This window comes from Desertivirga arenae (genome assembly GCF_017355785.1).
GTDB classification, from domain to species: domain Bacteria; phylum Bacteroidota; class Bacteroidia; order Sphingobacteriales; family Sphingobacteriaceae; genus Desertivirga; species Desertivirga arenae.
The window spans coordinates 154,477-175,219 of sequence record NZ_JAFEWE010000008.1 but is presented as its reverse complement, the minus strand read 5'-3'; the positions used below and the strand labels follow the sequence as shown (position 1 = coordinate 175,219).

Annotated in this window: 18 protein-coding genes; 7 read left to right on the top strand and 11 right to left on the bottom strand. The window is 39.8% G+C overall.

Features of this window, described 5'->3' with window-relative positions; translation table 11 throughout:
- Window positions 1-50: 50 nt before the first annotated feature.
- The gene (gene arr, locus J4N24_RS16635) at window positions 51-494 is read left to right on the top strand and encodes an NAD(+)--rifampin ADP-ribosyltransferase (RefSeq protein ID WP_207534836.1); all 444 of its coding nucleotides are present in this window, start codon (window positions 51-53) and stop codon (window positions 492-494) included.
- A gap of 223 nt (window positions 495-717) precedes the next feature.
- Here the strand turns inward: arr and J4N24_RS16630 are convergent, their stop codons facing one another.
- The 5 genes from J4N24_RS16630 to J4N24_RS16610 all read right to left on the bottom strand — a co-directional run bounded on the left by J4N24_RS16630 (window position 718) and on the right by J4N24_RS16610 (window position 3,946).
- Window positions 718-1,104: a hypothetical protein gene (locus J4N24_RS16630; protein ID WP_207534835.1), complete on the bottom strand. Its 387-nt coding sequence runs from the start codon at window positions 1,102-1,104 to the stop codon at window positions 718-720.
- Between the two features lie 86 nt (window positions 1,105-1,190).
- Window positions 1,191-1,670: a hypothetical protein gene (locus J4N24_RS16625; protein ID WP_207534834.1), complete on the bottom strand. Its 480-nt coding sequence runs from the start codon at window positions 1,668-1,670 to the stop codon at window positions 1,191-1,193.
- Window positions 1,667-2,350, bottom strand: a complete 684-nt coding sequence (locus tag J4N24_RS16620) for a LytR/AlgR family response regulator transcription factor (protein ID WP_207534833.1) — start codon at window positions 2,348-2,350, stop codon at window positions 1,667-1,669. The genes J4N24_RS16625 and J4N24_RS16620 overlap by 4 nt, the downstream gene beginning before the upstream one ends.
- Complete coding sequence (locus tag J4N24_RS16615; protein ID WP_207534832.1) at window positions 2,340-3,383, bottom strand: sensor histidine kinase; 1,044 nt, start codon at window positions 3,381-3,383, stop codon at window positions 2,340-2,342. The genes J4N24_RS16620 and J4N24_RS16615 overlap by 11 nt, the downstream gene beginning before the upstream one ends.
- Window positions 3,384-3,568: 185 nt before the next feature.
- Complete coding sequence (locus J4N24_RS16610; protein WP_207534831.1) at window positions 3,569-3,946, bottom strand: winged helix-turn-helix transcriptional regulator; 378 nt, start codon at window positions 3,944-3,946, stop codon at window positions 3,569-3,571.
- Between the two features lie 140 nt (window positions 3,947-4,086).
- Here J4N24_RS16610 and J4N24_RS16605 point away from each other — a divergent pair, with 140 nt between their 5' ends.
- Window positions 4,087-4,692, top strand: a complete 606-nt coding sequence (locus tag J4N24_RS16605) for an FMN-dependent NADH-azoreductase (RefSeq protein WP_207534830.1) — start codon at window positions 4,087-4,089, stop codon at window positions 4,690-4,692.
- A 60-nt stretch (window positions 4,693-4,752) separates the two neighbouring features.
- On the opposite strand, the gene J4N24_RS16600 is transcribed toward J4N24_RS16605, so the two are convergent.
- Both J4N24_RS16600 and J4N24_RS16595 read right to left on the bottom strand, forming a co-directional pair.
- A complete protein-coding gene (locus J4N24_RS16600; protein WP_207534829.1) occupies window positions 4,753-5,661 on the bottom strand; it encodes a sterol desaturase family protein in 909 nt (302 codons plus the stop codon).
- Window positions 5,662-5,847: 186 nt separating this feature from the next.
- Window positions 5,848-6,333 carry a YdeI/OmpD-associated family protein gene (locus J4N24_RS16595; RefSeq protein ID WP_207534828.1) on the bottom strand — a complete coding sequence of 162 codons (486 nt, stop codon included), beginning with the start codon at window positions 6,331-6,333 and terminating at the stop codon, window positions 5,848-5,850.
- A gap of 113 nt (window positions 6,334-6,446) precedes the next feature.
- Between J4N24_RS16595 and J4N24_RS16590 the strand changes: the two genes are divergently transcribed.
- The 5 genes from J4N24_RS16590 to J4N24_RS16570 all read left to right on the top strand — a co-directional run bounded on the left by J4N24_RS16590 (window position 6,447) and on the right by J4N24_RS16570 (window position 14,600).
- Window positions 6,447-7,637, top strand: a complete 1,191-nt coding sequence (locus J4N24_RS16590; protein ID WP_207534827.1) for a winged helix-turn-helix domain-containing protein — start codon at window positions 6,447-6,449, stop codon at window positions 7,635-7,637.
- A gap of 212 nt (window positions 7,638-7,849) precedes the next feature.
- The gene (locus J4N24_RS16585; RefSeq protein ID WP_207534826.1) at window positions 7,850-8,407 is read left to right on the top strand and encodes an RNA polymerase sigma-70 factor; all 558 of its coding nucleotides are present in this window, start codon (window positions 7,850-7,852) and stop codon (window positions 8,405-8,407) included.
- A 63-nt stretch (window positions 8,408-8,470) separates the two neighbouring features.
- Window positions 8,471-9,541 carry a FecR family protein gene (locus tag J4N24_RS16580; RefSeq protein WP_207534825.1) on the top strand — a complete coding sequence of 357 codons (1,071 nt, stop codon included), beginning with the start codon at window positions 8,471-8,473 and terminating at the stop codon, window positions 9,539-9,541.
- A gap of 164 nt (window positions 9,542-9,705) precedes the next feature.
- Window positions 9,706-13,071, top strand: a complete 3,366-nt coding sequence (locus tag J4N24_RS16575) for a TonB-dependent receptor (RefSeq protein WP_207534824.1) — start codon at window positions 9,706-9,708, stop codon at window positions 13,069-13,071.
- A gap of 11 nt (window positions 13,072-13,082) precedes the next feature.
- Window positions 13,083-14,600 (top strand): RagB/SusD family nutrient uptake outer membrane protein, encoded by a 1,518-nt coding sequence (locus J4N24_RS16570; protein ID WP_207534823.1) that lies wholly within the window; start codon window positions 13,083-13,085, stop codon window positions 14,598-14,600.
- A gap of 114 nt (window positions 14,601-14,714) precedes the next feature.
- Here J4N24_RS16570 and J4N24_RS16565 read toward each other — a convergent pair whose 3' ends face one another.
- The 4 genes from J4N24_RS16565 to J4N24_RS16550 form a co-directional block, all read right to left on the bottom strand.
- Window positions 14,715-15,830, bottom strand: coding sequence for a TlpA family protein disulfide reductase (locus tag J4N24_RS16565; protein WP_207534822.1), 1,116 nt, complete (start codon window positions 15,828-15,830; stop codon window positions 14,715-14,717).
- Window positions 15,773-17,059 (bottom strand): DUF6263 family protein, encoded by a 1,287-nt coding sequence (locus J4N24_RS16560; protein WP_207534821.1) that lies wholly within the window; start codon window positions 17,057-17,059, stop codon window positions 15,773-15,775. The genes J4N24_RS16565 and J4N24_RS16560 overlap by 58 nt, the downstream gene beginning before the upstream one ends.
- Window positions 17,060-17,234: 175 nt before the next feature.
- Window positions 17,235-17,753, bottom strand: a complete 519-nt coding sequence (locus J4N24_RS16555; RefSeq protein WP_207534820.1) for a tetratricopeptide repeat protein — start codon at window positions 17,751-17,753, stop codon at window positions 17,235-17,237.
- 223 nt (window positions 17,754-17,976) lie between these two features.
- Window positions 17,977-20,577 carry a DUF3857 domain-containing protein gene (locus tag J4N24_RS16550; RefSeq protein WP_207534819.1) on the bottom strand — a complete coding sequence of 867 codons (2,601 nt, stop codon included), beginning with the start codon at window positions 20,575-20,577 and terminating at the stop codon, window positions 17,977-17,979.
- Window positions 20,578-20,743: the final 166 nt, after the last annotated feature.

Below are 20,743 nucleotides of genomic sequence, written 5' to 3'. Positions count from 1 at the left end.
CTTGGACTTGAAATAAGGGTGATATTTTTAGCTCTTAAACCTATAAAAAAATGGCAAAATCAACTACCGAATTAAATGAAGCTAGAGCAACTCCTTTTTGTCAAACCTATTTCCACGGCACCAAGGCTGAATTGAAGATTGGAGAGTATATCCAACCTGGCTTCAGTTCAAACTATGGTCAGAGAAAGAATGCGAAGTATATTTTCCTCTCAGCTACTTTGGATGCTGCTATCTGGGGTGCGGAGCTTGCTGTAGGAGAAGGAATGCAAAGAATTTATTTAGTTGAACCGACAGGCCCTATTGAAGACGACCCTGATCTAACAGACAGAAAGTTTCCCGGAAACCCTACTCAATCCTACCGTTCTGTTCATCCGTTTATGGTAATTGCTGAGGTTACGAATTGGATAGGACATAAAACTGAGGAGATTGAAGCTATGAAAGAAGGACTGGCAAGGCTCAAAGAACAGGGCATTAATTCCTTGAATGATGAATAGGCAAAGTTGGCCTTAGCTATGGGTAGGTTGGTCTTAGCGTGACGCTAAGACCAGATTGAGCGTGATGCTAAGACCAGACTAAAAGGTTAAGGACCGTTACAGGCAGTGGGGTTGGTCTTAGCGTGACGCTAAGACCAGATTGAGCGTGATGCTAAGACCAGATTAAGGACCGTGACATTCAGTTGTATTTGATGGTGAATTTCGGTGGTAAAGTAGAGTATAACTATTCCTCTACCTTTCGGAAAATTGAACCACAGCCTTCAATGCACATATTAGTGCGTGGGCTTAAATTAAGCTTGCCGTCGTAAATCTTATAATAGTAGTCAAAGGTTGTTTGATCGTTTTTAAGAAAGGTGATCGTTATACTATCTTTTATCATATACCTGGTATACCCGGAATTACTGTAGTCAAGCTCTCCGTTTTTGCCAAAATTAATATAGATCTTAGTATCATTATCAACATCTTTATAGATCAAGGGGCCACCAGTGCTGTAGTAGGACGTGACGAGCTGCCATTTTCCGGTTAGAGTGGAGCTTGCAATAAAGTCGCTTTTTTTACAGGAGACAAGGAGGAATAGTAATACTACACAGGTTAGGGGAAAAGTTTTCATAGTGCTTTATTCTTCAATACGTTGCAACTTTGACAAATGCTACAATTATATCAAAACCTTTATAATATTATTTTTCTACAAGTTGATTACAAAACAAATTCTTTTAAATCTCCGCCATGTGCTTCCTTACGCAATACCATCACTTCATTTTCAGGTGCTATCATGGGAAACTCGTTTATGTGCCAGAACCTTTTCAGGTTCGTTTTGTGCCATTTTAGTACAGCGCTAAATTGTTGCAGTCCTTTATCTGGGTTAGCTGGTGGATTTCCGGGCTTCAACTTCTTTTTCATATTTGCTTCGAACCATTCGGGAGAGAAACGAACGTACAAATACATGTAATGGTCGATTGATTTAGGGCCAGGAATAAGAATAGCCTCCTGAACACCATATATATTTTTGCCGGTATAAACGAAGGCATCATCAATAATTACTGAGTCCTTTAACTTGAAATTCTGTAACCGGTATACTTTAGTCTTATCGTGTTTAAGCTTGAATAAGTTATTTCCAAAGTTCAGCACACCTAGCAGTACTGCTACAGTGATAAGATAGATATATAATGGTTTCATCTGTCTGAATTTATAAATTGAAAGAATCGATCTCGATAGCTCGTTCCGATATTAATTTGCATACCGTCTAAATGGATAATATTCCTTTCAATACTTCTTATCTTATCTATGGCGACGATGTATGATTTATGTACTCGTAAAAAGTTTGCGTTGAGCTTCTTTTCCATATTTGCAAAATTTTGTAAGGTTAGCAAATGCCTTTTAGTACAAACGATATTCAGATAATCTTTCATTCCCTCTATATAAGTAATCTCCGCTAGCTCTACTCTTTCCATACGATACTCCGTTTTTATGAATATGAAGTCTGTACGCTTTTCGTTTAATTGCAATTCCTGAACTACTTTATCTGTTGCTTTTAAAAAACGACTGAAAGAAATTGGCTTTAATAAGTAATCGCTTACCCGAAACTCATAACCTTGAACTGCATACTCGCTATAAGCTGAAGTTATGACAATTTTTGGTGGATCAGAAAGCACTTGCATGAACTCAATCCCACTTAACTGCTCCATTTGTATATCGAGAAAAATCAGATCTATTGAATTTACCTTAAGAAACATTAAAGCATCTACCGGATCTTCAAAACTTCCCATGAGTTGCAGGATTGGAACCTGGGCGACATATTGCTTCAGTTTCTCCCGTGCCAAGGGTTCGTCATCTATTATGATGCATCTAATTTTCATCTAAGTCTAAAGTGAGTTTGGTTTCAAATATTCCGTCCTCTAGGTGGATTTGAAGATCATTTCTTTCCGGATAAAGGAGGTTAAGCCTTCGTTCAATATTTTGCAGGCCAACTCCTGAGCTCTTATCTTTAGAAATCCTTGAATTCTCATCACATTTATTCAAACAGGTAAAAACCAGTTTATTAAAAGAAATATTTAATCTAATGCGAATGGCGTATGCAGATCGTTTGTCCGAAGTATGTTTAAAGGCATTCTCAACAAAGGGGATCAGTAGCATCGGAGCTATTTTGATCTCTCCCACTTCACCATAAACTTCAAATTTCAAAAGCTGCTTATTAGAGAATCGCAACATCTCAAGATCTATGTAATTCTTAAGGTATTCAATCTCCTCACTCAATGGAACCCTGTTATTTGCGCTCTCGTAAGTAGTATATCTCATCATCTCGGAAATCCTGATAAGGGATTCTGAGGCTTTCTCCTTTTCATCTACCTGTATCAGCGTATCGATATTGTTTAAGGTATTAAAAAGAAAGTGAGGGTTTAATTGAGCCTTCAACAAAGCCAATTCAGCTTCTGCATTTTGTTTAAGAATTTGTTCATTTACTTCTTTCTGTTCCCTTGATCGTTGAATAAGAAAAATAACTGCACTTAGTATGGTGAAGGGTATCCAAATTACCGCGATAATTGGAAAAATTGAAATTAAAAATGAAGGCCAAAAAGAAGGAAGTGGGGAAAACATCGGCCTTGTGAATAGCGTAATCAAAACAATTGTAACTACTGCAATAATTATTAATCTGTTCCTTCCCTTAATCCTAAATAAATAGCAGTAATTGAAATAGAAGACAAGTGACCCTGGAATGATTATCCACATGATGCTGGAAAAGGAAGCGTAGATCGCTATATATAAATCCCTCGGATCCTTCCGTAACTGGGATAATATCCAGGCATAATAAACAATGAATATTAAACATAAGCCAGCCCAGAAGAAAGAATGTAATTTTATTTCTGACCTTTTTGCTTGAAGTGTTTGCATATAGCGAATGTGAGACTTTACTTTCTCTCTAAAAAATCAAATCTACGACCGCGCCGATTGTGTCTACGAATGTAGGGAATAAGGTTATAATGGTGTGATGGGGAATAGAATATTAGCAGGCAAGTTTGAAGGCGGGAGGGCTTATCAGGCCGTTGATAACTATAACTAATATGGAAGAGAAAAGATCAGCTGACTTTACGCATGCTTTGCTTAATTTTTTCTCTGTGCTTCATTCCCCAGTCTTTAAGTTCGGATAGCACCTTTGACAGGCTTTTACTATAAGGCGTTGCTTCGTAAACCACCTTTTCTGGTTTACCCTCATACACCCGGCGTACCACAAATTCGTTTAACTCGAGTTCCCTAAGATCTTTAGCCAGCATTTTTGGACCAATACCCTTTAATACTTTTTGTAATTCGCCGAAGCGCTTCGGAGACTCTACCAGCGTAAAGATGATCACTAATTTCCATTTCCCCCCCAATACATACAAAGCATCGCTAATGTAATTGACACTTGTGATACAGGATTCCTCTGTTTGTACTAATTGATCTTCAATTATTTCCATAAAACAAAGGTAATCACTTCCCTGGAAGGAAGCACTTCCTTCCAGGGAAGTACGGCTTTTTCACGGATTCTAGGGACTAGCTTTGACTTATAGTTTTAAGCACAAAGCTTAAGGATTTCAAACACGTTTAATTAATATCAATGAAAACTATTCTTCATTTAATTTCAAGTCCCCGCCGGGAATCTTCTGTCAGCATCCAAATCGGGAAGGCCATTGTAGCTAAACTTCAGCAAAAATATCCCGGTTCCAAAGTAAACGAAGTGAATCTATTGGAAAACAACATGCCACATTTGGATGCCCCTCATCTGCAGTCATTTTTTACTCCGGAAGAGCAGTTGACTTCTGAAGACCGCGATGCTATAGTGCATTCAAACCGTGCAATCGGCCAATTAATGGATGCCGATATTATTGTTATTGGTGCCCCCATGTACAATTTCACGATACATTCTTCTCTTAAAGCCTGGATAGATCACATCACCAGAGCTGGAAAAACTTTCAGATATACCGAGCAGGGTCCTGAAGGTCTTGTAAAAAATAAGGAGGTATATGTAGCGGTGGCAAGTGGAGGGATTTACTCTTCCGGTCCTTATGAGCCATACGACTTTGTGATCCCCTATATTAAAAGCATTCTTGGATTTTTAGGAATGACAGATGTTAAAATATACCGGGCAGAGGGTTTGAACATTCCAGGAGTAAAAGAAAATGCTCTGGAAAAAACAATAGCCGAAATAAAGCAAAGGGTTTAAAAGAAAAATTTTAAGGAGGCCGTCTGCTTATCCGGGCAACGGCCTTATCAGTTACTTAGCTCAATCTTTCTTATGCTTTCGTGCATGGATTTTAGCAGGACTGGCAAAGGCATAAAAGAACTTCTCTTTAATTCCTTTCGCCTTTTTGATATCTTTTACCATATCTACAAATTCGTGGAAGTTAAGGAAAAGAGGATCTAGCCTGTCCCCTATCTTACTTGTTAAACCATATTCTGGCTTTTCATCTTCACGGTAGTAGGTACCGAATAACCTGTCCCATATAATAAAAGTGGCCGCGAAGTTCTTATCGAGGTATTTCTCCTGGGAGCCATGATGTACCCGATGATTTGATGGAGTGGCGAAAATATATTCTATTACTGGATGAAGCCTACCGATGTATTCTGTATGCACCCAGAATTGAAAAAGTACCGCTATCTGGCTAACTACGAAAAAAATAACAGGGTGAAATGCCATTAATGCAACCGGTACAAAGAATATGATCTTGAGGTTCTGTATCCAACTTAACCTGAACGATACGGTTAAGTTGTAGTTCTCGGCGGAATGATGCACCACGTGAGTGGCCCAAAAGAAACGGTTAAAGTGAGATACCCGGTGTGACCAATAGCTGAAAAAGTCGAATATGATGTAACAGGGTATAAGTGTCCACCAGTTTAACTCCATACGCCAAGGAACCAGGTTATAGATCCAAACAGCAGAATACAGAATTATGATTTTAAAGAAAACACCAATACCAACACTTCCAAACCCCACTAGAGCCGAGCCGATAGATTCTTTTAAACGGTAGTTTTTATTTTCGAGATACCAGGAATAACCAATTTCGAGAAAGGTGAAAAAGGCCATTGCAGGAATAGCATAAATGATCAATTGCGGTGATTCGGCCTCCAGACTGGTAATATCCTCATAAGGAATTCGCTTGGCTCCAAAAATACTTCCGTTTAATAAATTCATAAGTTGGTTAAATACTAGAAGCTCTGTCTCATTACCGGAGCCCTCGTTGACAATGTGTGTAATTTGCTGATATTACTCTACTATAACAATTAAAAGAACAGTTTAGTGTAAAAAAATGGCATGTACAGCGAAATAACTTCCTATGACCGGAATACGCACTAACAATTATAAACGATGAAACTAAGATCAAGGATTATTACGTCCAATGAACCTACCCTTTCCTAGGAGAAAATTAATGGCTTTGATTACATTTCTTTCAATACTTTCCTCGCTTTTAAGCCGAGCGATGTAACGAACAATTTCTTTTCTAAGTGACGGAGAAACACTTTCAAAAACAGCCTTCGCTTTAATGTTCTGTTCCAGCGCTTCAAGTAATCTTGGGTGAATAGGGATGGTACGATCTGCGGGGTCAAATTCGATAAAAACTTCAATGGTTTCACCAATGCGGCTGGTGGAATTTGCCAGCATTAGAAGATTTATATACAGCCTCCAACTGCCAGAATACTTTACCAGGGTTTGCGTATATGGCTTTCCGTTAATTGAACCCTTTACAGGTATAGCACCTTTGCTTTTACCGGATCGCTCAAAAATGGACTGCAGGATGGTGTCAGGTACAAATACAAATGGATTAATGCCTATAACTTCTATTGTAGCTGAAAATTTGAATTCCATAAAACCGTTAAGACTTTAAGATACATTTTTTAAAATTCTGCAGCGATTAAATAATTTAAAATGAAGCTGCTTTCACTATCTACCCGTAAAAAATTATCAACTAATTTTACCCAGTGAAATCTATCTCCCTAACACAAAAAGAAGCAAGGAAAATCATTCTTTCTGCTGCCGGACTTTCAGTTAAAGGACAATTCGGCAGCGGTAAGGAAGCGGTTGTAAAGATACTCGACCATTTAGGCTTTTTACAGCTGGACACTAATTATGTTGTTGAACGTGCTCATCATCATCAACTTTTCTCCCGTATTCCTGATTATCAAAACGAATGGCTTGAAGAGCTCTGCGATGAGGGCTTGATTTATGAATACTTCTTCTCTGATGCTGGTTATTTACCGATGAATGACTTCCGTTATTCTTTGGCGGTGAAGAACGCTTTCAAAAGCCATGGAAAACCTTTTACAAACCCTCAGGAAAACTTAAGACAGAGGATAATGGATCAGATAGAGCGAGATGGTCCGGTGATGGTGGAGGATTTTGAAAACGACCGTACGGAAGCTAGCACAGGTTGGTGGGACTGGCGCCCTTCTAAAATTGTACTGGAAAAGGTTTATCTATATGGTGATTTGATGATACGCCGGAACAAAGCTTTCAAAAAGATCTACGATCTTCCTTCTAATTTAATATCTCCAGATACTGACATGGCTATTCCAGGCAATGAAGAGTTCGCCGGTTATATTATTGAACGTACATTAAGAGCACTCGGGATTGCTTCGGTTAAAGAAATGAAATGGCGTGCAAGGCGGGTAAAAGATAACCTGGTTACTAAAGTTCTTGATGAAATGGTTACAGCGGGTAAGGTTAATCAGGTGACTGTTGAGGGAGTAAAAGGACCGCTCTTCATTCTGGCTAGCCAGGAAATGGAAATTGAATTAGCGAACGGCGTATTTATCCTTTCCCCTTTTGATATCCTGAATGTTTTCCGTTCCCGCTTAATGAATTTCTTTAATTTCGACTATCAGATCGAGTGTTTTGTACCTGCTCCCAAGAGGAAATACGGCTACTTTTCATTACCTATTCTTGCAGGAGATACCTTTATAGCGCGAATGGATGCCAAAGCTGACCGGAAATCTAAAACCCTTATCGTAAACAATCTCCATTTCGAGCCAGTTGAGCTCGATCATCTGGTTCTTGAAAAATTCATAGCCTCATTGAAATCCTTTGTGCTATTTAATAAATGTCAGGATATTAGTTTTACTAAAACGAATAATAAGGAATATCTGAAAAATATAGTTAAGGGCTTTTCTTGATTGTAAAGCCCCAAATTCCCAGCCCCTTCATTAACACACCCGACGAGCCGAAACCTACCAACATCTGGTTGCAGACTTTACACTCGATAACTACCCCCTCTTGCATTTCTCAATTTAATTCTATTACTTCGTGTCAATACTAGAATAGACTGGAATAGACTAACCATTACTGCTAACTATAATAAGCATTAAGCTTCTTTAAAAACATCTGCATGTCTGAACTAGAAATCAGAGACCTATTAATAAGAATATCTTTAAATGAAGATCGAATGGCCTTCAAACAGATCTACTTTTACTTTTATGAAGACATGTTGAAATTGGCAAGGAAGTTTATTAGTTGTGAGGATGACGCAGAAGAGATAGTGGACGACGCTTTTTTAAAAATCTGGAATAACAGGATGAAACTATATCAGATAAATAATTTGAAGGTCTACCTTTTTGTATGTGTGAGGAATCTCTGTTTCAACTATATAGAAAAGACTAAGCGCAGTCCTATTGTTAGTATAGATGACATCCAATTTGAACCTCAGCATTTTGGAACTTCCCCTGACACTAAACTGAACCTTGCTGACTTAAAGGGAATCATCAACCAGGCTATTTCTCAATTAACACCCCAATGTCGCCTTGTCTTCAAACTGGTTAAGGAGGATGGTTTAAAGTACCGGGAAGTGGCTGAAGTGTTAAACATATCCACCAAGACGGTGGAGTATCATATTGGGAATGCGCTGCGACAAATAACAGAAAGATTGAGTATCCTCTCTAAACAGTAAAAAAATTTCATTTACCTACTGGGGTATCCTCTCTATTTCCTGTCCTTATATCAGAAGACTGAAATGAATTCACAAGATCTCTGGATATTATTAGGAAAGAAGTTAAACGGAGAAGCTAGCCGGCAGGAGCTTGAGCAGCTGGAAAACTATCTGAATTCTGGTCTTGGCAATATTTACCCTATTGAAGTTCTAGAAGAGTATTGGAGAAGCAATCAAACCGAAGCGCCGGCTCATCTCAGTAGCTCTATTGAAAAGAAATGGCAACGTTTTGAGAAACGGCTTGATCTATTAAACGAGCCCGAGCAAAGGCTGGACCAGGAGCCTGATTATTGTCGCGCTAGTACCCTGAAATTCTCCCTCCTCTCCTTCGCTAGCCTGTCTGTAGCTCTTTTGGTCATTTCTTTTTGGTATTTCAAATTTACCAATCCCTCTGAACTAAGGGTGAATGAAATAAGTGCTCCAGTAACAGGAATTAGTAAGATTAAACTTCCGGATGGAACAAAGGTCTGGTTAAATGCAGGGAGTAAACTAACTTACCATAATAGCTATGGGGAAAAGCTTAGGGAGGTTAACCTTATTGGAGAGGGTTATTTTGATGTGGTGAAGGATAAGGAGCACCCTTTTTTAGTAAATACTCCAACCATCCGTTTGAAAGTTTTAGGTACAGCCTTTAACGTAAGATCCTATCCTGATGAAGAAGTAACCGAAGCAGCGCTGGTTCATGGAAAAATCCAGGTGACCTTACTTAACAACCCGGACAAGGTGATCGTGATGAAGCCCAATGAGAAACTTAGGGTAAACAAGCAATCTGGTAATCTTGCCGCTAATCCAAACCCAACACAACCACTAATTGAATTGGGCTATATCCATAGATCTTCTGAAAAAGACAGCCTTCCTACAGAAGCTTTGTGGATGGACAATTACCTCGCTTTTGACTCTGAAACCTTCAGTCAGGTAGTTAATAAACTTGAACGCTGGTACAACGTGCAGATAAGAATAGAAAATCCTGCGCTTAAAAATCAGCGTATCACTGGTCGTTTCAAAGACGAATCCCTTTATGAAGCCCTAAAAGCTTTGCAGGTGATCGTCCGGTTCCATTTTAAAATAACTGATAAAAAAGTAATAATTAATTGATCAAATAAAACCAGTAAAAATGATATGAGGAAATAAAGACGAAAATAAACTAACAGCTTAATCAAATAAAAAACGGGAAATGTTTGCCCATTTCCCGCACATAGTTTGCATTAACTATACAGCCCTTAGAAGTAACCAATAGTTAAACTTAACCACTCAAAGTTATGAAAAAAAATCATTACGGCGCTAGCTATGCGCCCTGTAATGTCTATCTCAAAATCCTGCTTATGCTCAAATGCACTCTTTTGCTGGTACTCATATCTGCTTATAACGCATTTTCTGTAGGCTATAGTCAGACAAGGATCAACCTCAACGTAAATAATGTATCCCTAAGGAAAGCGTTAAAGGAAATAGAAAAAACCTCGAGCTTCAGGTTCCTTTATAATGAGGACATATTTAGAGGAAGCAGAGCTAAATCCCTGGAAGTAAGAAATGCCTCTCTTGACGAGGTGATGAAGCTATTATTAGAGAACACAAGCCTGAATTATCAGCAGAATGAAAATAATCTGGTGATTATTTCGGCATCAGAACTATCTAATGCTGCCTTTACTGTTAGCGGAACGGTAACAGATGAAAAAGGGCAAACACTGCCTGGCGTTAGTGTACGGGTGAAAGGCGCCAGCACAGGTGTTACTTCTGATATTAATGGAAGGTTTTCCATCTCCGTGCCAGACGAAAACGCGGTATTAGTGTTCAGTTACATAGGTTTTACCAGCACAGAACTGCCAGTTAACGGACAGAAGAACTTATCTGTTGTATTGAAACCAAGCTCGACCAGCTTAAACGAAGTGGTTGTGGTGGGTTACGGGACACAGAAAAAAGCAAACCTAACGGGTGCGGTAGCTTCGGTAAGCGGGGAGGAACTTGTAAAAAGGCCGGTAACTAATCCTGCTGCCATGTTGCAGGGAACAATGTCAGGCGTTCAGATAACCCAGGGTACAGGAGAGCCTGGCAATGAAAATGTTTCTATACGTATTCGAGGTACGGGAACCTTTAGTGGAGCAGGCGCTGATCCTCTTGTTCTTATTGATGGTGTACAAGGGAATTTCTCAGACCTCAATCCTAACGATATTGAAAATGTTTCTGTACTTAAAGATGCCGCCTCTGCTTCTATTTATGGAGCGCGTGCAGCTAATGGGGTTATTGTAGTAACTACCAAGAAAGGAAAAGAAGGAAAGCTTTCCATTCAATACAGTGGGAACTATGGCTTGTATACTCCCACTAAGTTGTTCGATCTGGTGACAAACTCCGCAGAGTACATGGAATTGTACAATGAGGCCAGGATCAATACAGGTCTTACGGATCCGAATGGATTGTATTCGCAGGCACAGATTGATCAATATCGAAATGCTACTGACAGGACCCAGTATCCCAATACAGACTGGCTGGACTTGATCTTTCAAACAGCACCTACCCAAAACCATAACCTTACTTTCACCGGAGGTAAGGCCGGAACTACTTACAATGCTTCTTTGGGTTATGTAGACCAGGAGGGTATTATGAAGGGCTTCGATTATAAAAAGTATAATGCAAGACTGAACCTCTCCTCTCAGATCAATCCAAAGATTAAATTTGGAACGAATATTTTATTAAAGTTTGGACGAAGAAATGCACCGGTTTTCGGATCGGAGGATATGTTCCTTTCAGCCATGTCTCAAGCTCCCACGTATTCACCCTATACCACCGACGGAAGTGGCCACTTTACCTATAAAGCTTACGACTTTGAGTATAACAACAAAAATCCAATTGCTCTTCTGGATGGAAATATTAACCATGACACAGATGATTATGCGGCAAATGCACAGGGTTGGTTTGAGGCAGAATTATTGAAGGGATTAACCTGGTATACCAAGGGAGCTGTAAATGCGAACTTTGATAAGTATAAGGATTTCCGTCCTCCTTTGCAATTGTATAACTTCAGAACAAATGCTTTAATGAGCACACTTGATCTGGGAGGCGGTTTAAGGGTACAAGACCAGCAAACCGTTTATACGAACTTGTTCACATACTTAAATTACGATCGCACTTTTGGCAGTCACGGACTAAAGTTACAGGGAGGTTTTAGTAATGAAAAGAACACCTATCAATATTTGCAGGGCTACCGAAGAAACTACTCTACCGATCTGTTACGTGAGTTAAATGCGGGAAGCGAATCAGTTCAGTCTACCAACGGAACTCAAAACAGCTGGGCCCTTATGTCTTTTTTTGGGCGGCTTAATTATAGCTTCAAAGACCGTTATCTATTTGAAGCAAATTTGCGTCATGACGGAAGTTCAAGGCTTAATCCAGGATCTCGATGGAGGACCTTCCCTTCTTTTTCTGCAGGATGGAGAGTTACAGAAGAGAACTTCCTGAAAGACCTGAGATTATCCTGGTTAAACAACTTCAAGATTAGAGGTTCTTACGGAAAGCTTGGTAATCAAAACATTGATCTTTACCCCTACCAGGACATACTCAATTTTACCGGAAATTACTCTTTTGATAACTCAAGCTTAACCACTGGTGTTGCCCAGACAAGGTTGTCGAATGTGAATATTACCTGGGAAACTACCACAATGTCTGACCTGGGCTTAGACCTTACCTTGTTTGGAGGGCTGGATATTACGGCCGATTGGTATAAGAAAAGGACTACAGACATTTTAAGAGCTTCGCAGGTTACTGCGCTTGTAGGACTTGAGCCACCGACTATCAATAACGGAACTCTTGATAATACAGGAGTAGAATTAGGGATAAATTATAGAAGGAGCGTAAAGGATGGTGCTTTAGGCGGCTTGAATTATAGTTTGGGATTTAATCTTGAACACTATAAGAACAAGCTGGTTGAATTCGGTCAGCCAGAGATCAATGGCTATCGCATCAATCAGAATGGAGGAGAGTGGAATGCTTATTACATGCTCGAACAGATCGGAATCTTTCAGTCGGCCCAGGAAGTTCAGAATTCACCAAAGCAATTTGGGGACGACACCGTTCCCGGGGATTTGAAGTTTAAAGATCAAAACGGCGACGGAGTAGTAAATAATGACGACCGCATCATAATGAAAGGGAACTATCCTGGATTTAACTACTCATTCAACCTATCTGCAAACTGGAAGGGTTTCGACCTTTCTGCCATGATGCAGGGAGTAGAAAACATTAAGTTTTTCGTTAGCGATTGGGGAACTGTCCCTTTTGTACAAGGGTCACCTCCTACTACCAACTGGCGTGAGCGCTGGACACCGGAAAACCCTTCCAGTACAATGCCGCGTTTGTATTGGGGATGGAGTGCCCCTGAAAAGATCAGGAGGGCATCATCTTATTACCTCCAGGATGCCTCATACTTAAGGCTTAAAAACCTGACTTTGGGCTACAGCCTACCTCAAAAACTTAACAAAAAGTTTGGCGCAGACCAGGTGAGGATATTCTTTTCCGGAGATAACTTGTTCACTTCCACCAAATATCCAGGTCTTGATCCTGAACGGGGAGGCAGTGGAAGTTTTGTTCAGTATCCTCAAAATAAGATCTATGCTTTCGGCATAAATGTTAGGTTCTAATTTAATTGAAGATGAAAAACTACGTAGAAAAATTACTCTTAATATTCGTTGTGATCCTGAGCTCGTGCTCAGATTCTCTCGATTTAAACCCCGAAGATCAACTAGCTTCCTCGACCTTCTGGAAATCTAAGTCGGACTTTGATCAGGGATTAGCGTCGGTGTATGCCACGCTACAGGCTCCTGAATTTTCTGTTGAGTTGCCCTTGCGGGATTGCTTAACCGATAATGGTTATGCCCAGTTTAATTCGGGAAGTGCTAAAGACATTGTGTCCGGAAATTTAAGTGCCACAACGCAGGGATATGTTTCTGCCATTTATACGGATAGCTATAAAGGAATTGGCAGAGCCAACCTCTTTTTAAAACAATTAGCAAATTATTCGGGAGCAGATGTCACTGCCACTGACCGCCAGCATTATGAGGCGGAGGTTAGATTTATACGGGCCTTTTACTACTTCCATTTGTACTATCTGTACGGTGATGTTCCGCTGGTACTGGAACCCCTTTCGCTGGAGAATCAGAAACAGGCAAAGGTTCCTGGAAGTCAGATTCTAGCCCAGGTTCTTTCGGATCTTGATTTTTGCATTGCTAATTTGAGTGCGAACCCTTACTACCAGAATGGTGGGCATGCAGCAAGAACGAGTGCTCAGGCTTTGAAAGCAAGGGTATTGATCTTTGCGGCCTATGGCAATACAGGTACGCCAAATGCTGAACTATTAAAGGAAGTACGGGATCTTTGTATTGCTGTTAAAAGTCAGTATACCCTAAGCGCCGCGTTTGAAGAGGTGTTTAGAGATGCAACGCAGAAAGGAAACAGGGAAATCATCTTCTCTATAAATTATCTTGCTCCAAGTAATACCGCTCCATGGGATATGTATTATGGTGATTGGGTAGCTGCTAGTCCCCTGCAAAATCTGGTAAATTCCTTCGAATATAAGGATGGACTTCCTTATGGGGTTTCACCATTAACCAATCCTGCCGCACCTTTCCTTAACCGCGACCCCCGTCTTAATAAAACGGTATTTGTTGATCATCCAGACTTTGGCGGCGGGAAAGTTCATACGCCATCGAACCCAAGGCCAACCGGTTATGGAGTGCTGAAATTCCTGGCTCCTGAAAATATACCATTTGGATTTTCAACTTTAAGTCAGCAGGATGCAGTGGTTTTAAGACTTGCTGAAGTATTATTAATGTATGCTGAAGCAGAGAATGAAATTAACGGCCCGACTATAAATGTGTACCAGGCAATAAAGGATTTGCGTGATAGAGTGAATATGCCTGCTTTCCCTGCGGGTTTAACAAAAGAACAAATGCGGGAAAGAATAAGACATGAGCGACGAGTAGAGCTTGCTTTTGAAGGATTGAGGCATTTTGATTTGATGCGTTGGAGAACCGCAGGCGCGGTGTTAAACAATGTGACCGACGGTTTACAACCCTATCATTTTGAAGACAAATTTTATAAATGGCCCATCCCCCAGACGGAAATTGAGAAGAGCGGAGGGGTTCTGGTTCAGAATCCGGATTATAAGTAATTGAATTCTTGTTTTCGTTGCGTTAATTAAAAGGCCAGCTCTCCAATAGCGTTTCAGGTAGAGTCTGGCCTTTTTTAACACAAGATCTGTTACTTTATCTAACCTTTAGATCCATTAATCCCTCTTATAATTGCTGATAAAACTATTAAGGATTGCTTGCCAGTCTTTACCAAACTTTATATTTAGCATTTTTCCGTCGGGTGTTACGATATATTTTGAGGGGTAGCCGTTCACCTTGTAGTCTCTTTCAATCAGATTGTTAGACATTACTGCTGGAATTATAAAGTTATTAGCTTTTAGATAATTCCCAACACTTTCAGGAGTATCGCTGCAGGCTATACTTAGGAAGTTTACATCCGGGTGTTTGCCTTCTTTAATAGCCAGGTTAAATTTATTAAGATCGGGCATTTCTTGTCGGCATGGACCACACCATGTACCCCAGAAATCGAGCACCAGCCATTTATTTTTAAAGTCTTTAAGACTGTGTTCCTCCCCTTTCAGGTCTTTTAACGTAAAGTCAGGAGCATCGGTCCATGAAGAGATCATTCGTTCTGATAAAAAAGTACTGAAAGAATTGTCAGGGAAATTCTTTTGATAGAGTTGTTTCATGTCCTCGAGTTCGTCAGGATTAGAGTTGAGATGCAAAGCGAACACTTTCAATGCCTCGTCCCTGTTGCCTGATTCGAACAACTTCTCTACAAATTCCTTACGGTAGCCTTCTTTTGTATTTAAAAATACACGATCATAAAAGCTTTCATGTGCCATCTCTTTAGCACTTTTCGGTGAATATTCAGCTGCCTTTGAAAGAAAACTTAAAGAATTAGAATTTCCCCTTTTATGGTCTTCCAGGTACTGGATATAGTATGCTCCAGCTAATAGATTCCGATGGGCCATCCTATATTTATTAAGGGTATCAGCATTTAACTTCTCAAGCTTTTGGATCGCATCGTCTAAAAGGATTTTGCCCTCATCAATCTCTCCTTTCTTCGTCAGCATCTGACTCAGCAATAATTGGTAACGCCCTGCATTACCATCTATCCAGTAAGCAGTATTTAATTTTTTGAAAACCTGCGATAGCTTGATCAGGCTTTTTGAGTCGCTTGTTTGCTTTGCTTTTACCCAAAGGTAAAGGGGCTTAACCGATGTTTCGAATTTAGGATCTTTGTCGTTGTTCAATTTTTCAAGCAGAAGATAGCTGTTCTTTTCAGTTGCCAGGAACTTTGTTTGCATACTATCATCTTTTCTTTAGAGAAGCCTCTCTCCGTGAAATGCTTTCTCATATCAGCAAGACTACTTTCGGAAAGTAAGCTTCTAAAATTTTGTGCATAGCTGTTTTGAACCCAGGAATAGAACAGTGGAGTTTTTATCAGATATGCTGAAACAGCATAAGCCGAGTCGGGGTGAATAGCAAGCACATCGCCGATCTTATTACTAAGATGGTGGGCTGTTTCTGCTATATAATGATTAGGTGTTTTTATCAATTGGCTGCGGTACTCCTCATAATTGTCTTTAACCCTTTGTATCACATCTAATTTGTTTACGGCATAGTAAGGATCTGCACGGAATTGTTTCTCATAGCCTTGAAGAAAAGCTCGGACGGTTTTATTGTCGTATTCACCACCATGCTTCAGTGCGTCGCTCCAGTAGCTCATTTTGACAGCCATTTTTATCCACGCGGTGTCAACAATATATTTTTTGGGTGCAGCTATCAATTCATTTCTCCAGGTTTGTGTAACTTGTACCTTCTCCCTGGTTTGGAAGTTCTCTTCCTGGTGCTTATCTATCAATTCTTTAAACTCAATCAATCCGGTCACGGTATTTAGCACCATGCTCCCTTTCAGGTCTCCCCCTGCTTTCTTCTCTGCCGGCGTCTCGTACTTTATGTCCAGCAAAGCTCCCTTAATCCCTGTAACTTTATATTTTACAGCAGTATCAATACTATACCACTCAGTACCGAGATCAATCTTTGAGGGAGATCCCTGAAAGAATAATGTTTTCAATATCCATTGTGGGAATCCCTTAGCATTTTCGAGCATCTCCTTCTCGCGTGCAGGAGGCAATTGCCACTTGTTCACAGCTTGTTTAACTATCTCATCCAGCCCTTCAATCGTCTTCAACTCTCCTTTATTACTGAGGACGATAGTAAATGGGTTTTGAAGGAGTGCCAGGGGTAACAAAGGGTACGTAGAACTTAGCTGAGTTTTAGGTAGTTTATCAGAATTAATTTCACCATAAGTCATTTTGCTTTTTATACGGGCTAAGGAACACCGTAAATATGTGTTTCCTCCATCGCGTGATATTACTTTAAACTGGAAATTACAAAGCGTGCTTTGCGGTGATGGACCAGAAATTTCATTACTGGTTTGCATTTCAAATTCTTGCCCAGTCTGCAAATGCAATTCCTGCGCAAATAAATAGGATGGAATGAATGTTAGAAGTAGAATAGTTAGTTTTTTCATAGCTGGCTTAGGATTTAACCTTTCGACTAAGTTAAAATATTTTAATGAAGTACCAATTCTAGCACACCATATTTTCTCCCTTATATCCAGTCAACTTCTATATTCTTTACTGAAAGAAAATTGAAATCACCATTAACAAATTAAGGCAGTACTAAGTACTGCCCTAACTTATTGATTATACACAGCTATAAACAAACTTTGCAGTTCCGCTGATCTTATCCTTTACACGTTCCATTGTTTCTTTAAGCTCGTCTGCTTTCTCTTTTTTAAGAGCATACATAAAAGCCTTCGCGAAAGCTTCTAACGCATGTTTCCATTGCTGGTTCTTTTCTTCCAGCAAACCTAACTGCTCAAAAATAAAAGCTTTATCAATTCCCCTAACCACCAGGGCGTCAGCAATGATCTGTTTCGCTTTCTTCGGCATGTTAAGAAATACAAGCAGTTTAATGAACTCCTGATAAGCATCAGGAAAATTGGATTCAAGTGCGATACACTGTTCGAAATAGTAACCGGCAGCCTGATAATCTTTAATATAATGATAGTGAATAATTCCTAGTTGGTAATATGCCCGGGCATAGGAGCTTTCAGCTAGCAGAAGCTGATTGAACAGCTGGAGGGATTTTGCCGTCTCTCCATATCTTAACTCCTCTAGTGCCTGTATATACCGTTCTTCTGGAGTACAATAAATATCCATTCGATTTTAAATCTTAATTTAAGAAGCCTGAATTTGTAAATTTAGTAAGGGTTTATTCATCCCGTTGGGATATACCTTTCGGCAATGCCTTGCATTACAATAAATAATAGAATAGACACAACCGGTTTTGGTTGAAGAACGAAAGGGCTATATGTAATTGAATAAGATCATAATTCCTGGGTGTTAAGAGTTAAAGGAATTGCTTCAAATATAGGAATTATTTTCAAACTCCTATTTCTTCATCTTCTTTCTCATGCAGCATATCTTCGCCCGTTTCCAAATAATACTGAGGATAGGGCATTACAAAGGTTTCTTTTACACGGTAAGAACGGGATAGATAAAGGATCCAGATCATAGCACCCACTATACCTCTTATTAAATCGGGATCTGTACTCTCCCTGACATCCAGAAATACCGCGGCGAGAACGGTATCGGCTAATGTGAATACAATGGAAAAGCATAGGACTGCTGTGGTAACTTTTGGGAATATGTCTCTCTTTTTAAACATCAGCCATAAGCATAAGGCACCCCCCAGGGATAAAATCAAATTTCCGGCTACCTCAAATATTAGTAAAACCTTAAACGCTGTCGCCCATTCACGGGTATCATAGACGGACCATAAACCTAAATTAAAATAGCTCTGACTTATAATAAAAAAGAGAGGCCTTATAACGGTAGCCAGAAGTGAAATAGCAAGAATTACTAACCAACCGCCTATAGGTGTGGGTTCGTACTCGGGCATATCTGACGAAGTATGCATCGTTGCGATACGAAAGATGGCATAAGCACCTGTAGCCACTAGACTTATAGCAAATAGAAGCATTGGATAGTTCGTTTCTCCGCCTGCCTGAGTTCCAACAGGATTATAAGTAAAATTAAAGCTGAGGTAGTTGTTATCGATGTCCTCCACATCCTTTACAACTTGTTTCATATCTGAGGAAGCGATATGATCAGCAGTTACAGTGTACTGATAATCCATATTCAGCGTATCTGCAACCGTGAAGTTTCGGTAATAAAACCGGTATTGATTACGTGAAATTTCCTGATTCTCTGGTTCTATATTCCATCCTCCGGGAAGCACCACTGAGGCAGTATAAGATATAGAATACCTGTAATTGAGGAACGCGGGACTTTTCCTGGCGGCGGTCACTTTAGGCAGGACATCTTTGATTTGATATGCATAAAATTCACCTCTGTAACTTGATTTGTCTTTCTCCTTCTTAAGGAAGTTTTCGATCTTATAGAACTCCTCAATTTCGAGTTCGTTCTTAGCCCGGTTATCCCGGATCTTTACAGTATCTCCTGCTTCAATTTCTTTATAAATACGCGCATAATAGTCCAGATAGCTTTTTTCAGCCTCATTAATACTTTGATTCGCAAGGTCTGCCCTCACGTTCTCAGCCATATTACCGGTATATTTGGTTTTGACATACAAGGTGGCGCCCATGGTTGCAGAGTCAACCGTGAAGGTTTCCCGCATGGTTGCGAATCCTGATGCTACTTCTGGAATGTTGCTTAGCTTAGTGGTAGCTGGAGATACAATTAGCCCCATCCGGTAGTTAGGAAACCATAAGTTGGTTCCCGTTCCACCCTGTCCGCTAATTGTTGGATCTACCCAAAATTGCTCATTGCCTAAATAGGCGATTACAACTGCATGATTAAAGTTTAAAGGAGAGGGTAAGAAGTTTGCTACTTTATCCTGATAATAGGTATTGATCAATGCCATGTGAGCATTAACACCGCCATATTTTAGGATAGAGATCAGTAACAAAGACTTGTCTTTGCAGTCGCCATACCGCTGCTCAAAGACCTTCTCAGGATCGTGAGCTTTATGAGAATAAACTCCCATTTCAACACCCATATACCTAACTTCATCCTGAACAAGGGTTACAGCATCGCGAAAGTAGGCTGCTTGATTTCCGGCATTCTTCTTTTTCAGAGCTTGTACCCGAGCTCCAAGTGTTCCAGTTAAGTTTGTCTTTGGTCTATTTAGTTCGTTAGCCCAGATAGAAACTTCGTTCCAACTTTTATAATCGCTAATTTGAATTCTGTTAAAATTATTGTACCAGGAGGGTTGATTATCCTCCTGAATTGCAGGTTTTACCTGAAGTGAGACCCACTCGTAGCGATTCAACCCATTTATATTCTGCACTTTGGGACTGTTCACCGTATTGAAATATTTAAAGTTCAATTTCCTGTAAGATGAACAAATTACACTAAGATAAGCCTTGTTAATAGCAGTATAGCCCTGCAAATAATGCTCTTTGCTGAATTTCCCTTTGAAAATTGGATTGCGACCGGTAATCGTATATGAATATTCTATTTTATCACCTTTTCGGATATCATCAAGGATAAGGTAGGCGGTGTAGGTACCTTGATAAATAAAACGGGAGAGATCTTCTTCGTTAGCTATAATCTTGAAGGCTTTAAGATTTAACCTTTCTGACGCCTTGCCATTTCTCCAAATAATGATTTTATGAAATTCAAGCTTCTCAAATGATGGATCAAAATTAACTGAAATTTGCGAGCTGTTCTGAACCCCAGACTCGCTGATTATCTGTTTACAATAATGCAGGTAGGAGGCTTGCTTTTCTACGTGTTCCTGCATGTCGACTAAAGTAAAATAATAGCCTTCACTTACTTCCCTCGGGTTTACTTTCGAAGCGGATTCAGCAACCGGGTTTATCCAGGAGGGTGTTGACGAAGAGTAGATCTTGGGTAAAGATGCCCCAATTGTTCTGATGGAAGAAAACGCAACCAGAAAAAAAACTATATATAGGGCTTTTAGGGAACGGCGAAGAGGGTTCGGTAAAATTGCTGGCATAAGGAATGGTTATTAAGGCTATTGTCTATTCTATCTATATTTCGATATTCCCGAAAGAGATCACCTTAAAGGGTTTTACTCTTAGCGAACTATCTGAGGTAAATATAGATAAGAAAGATCTTTTCCAAAAGAGGCTAAGGTTGAAAAATTATAAAAAACATCAAGA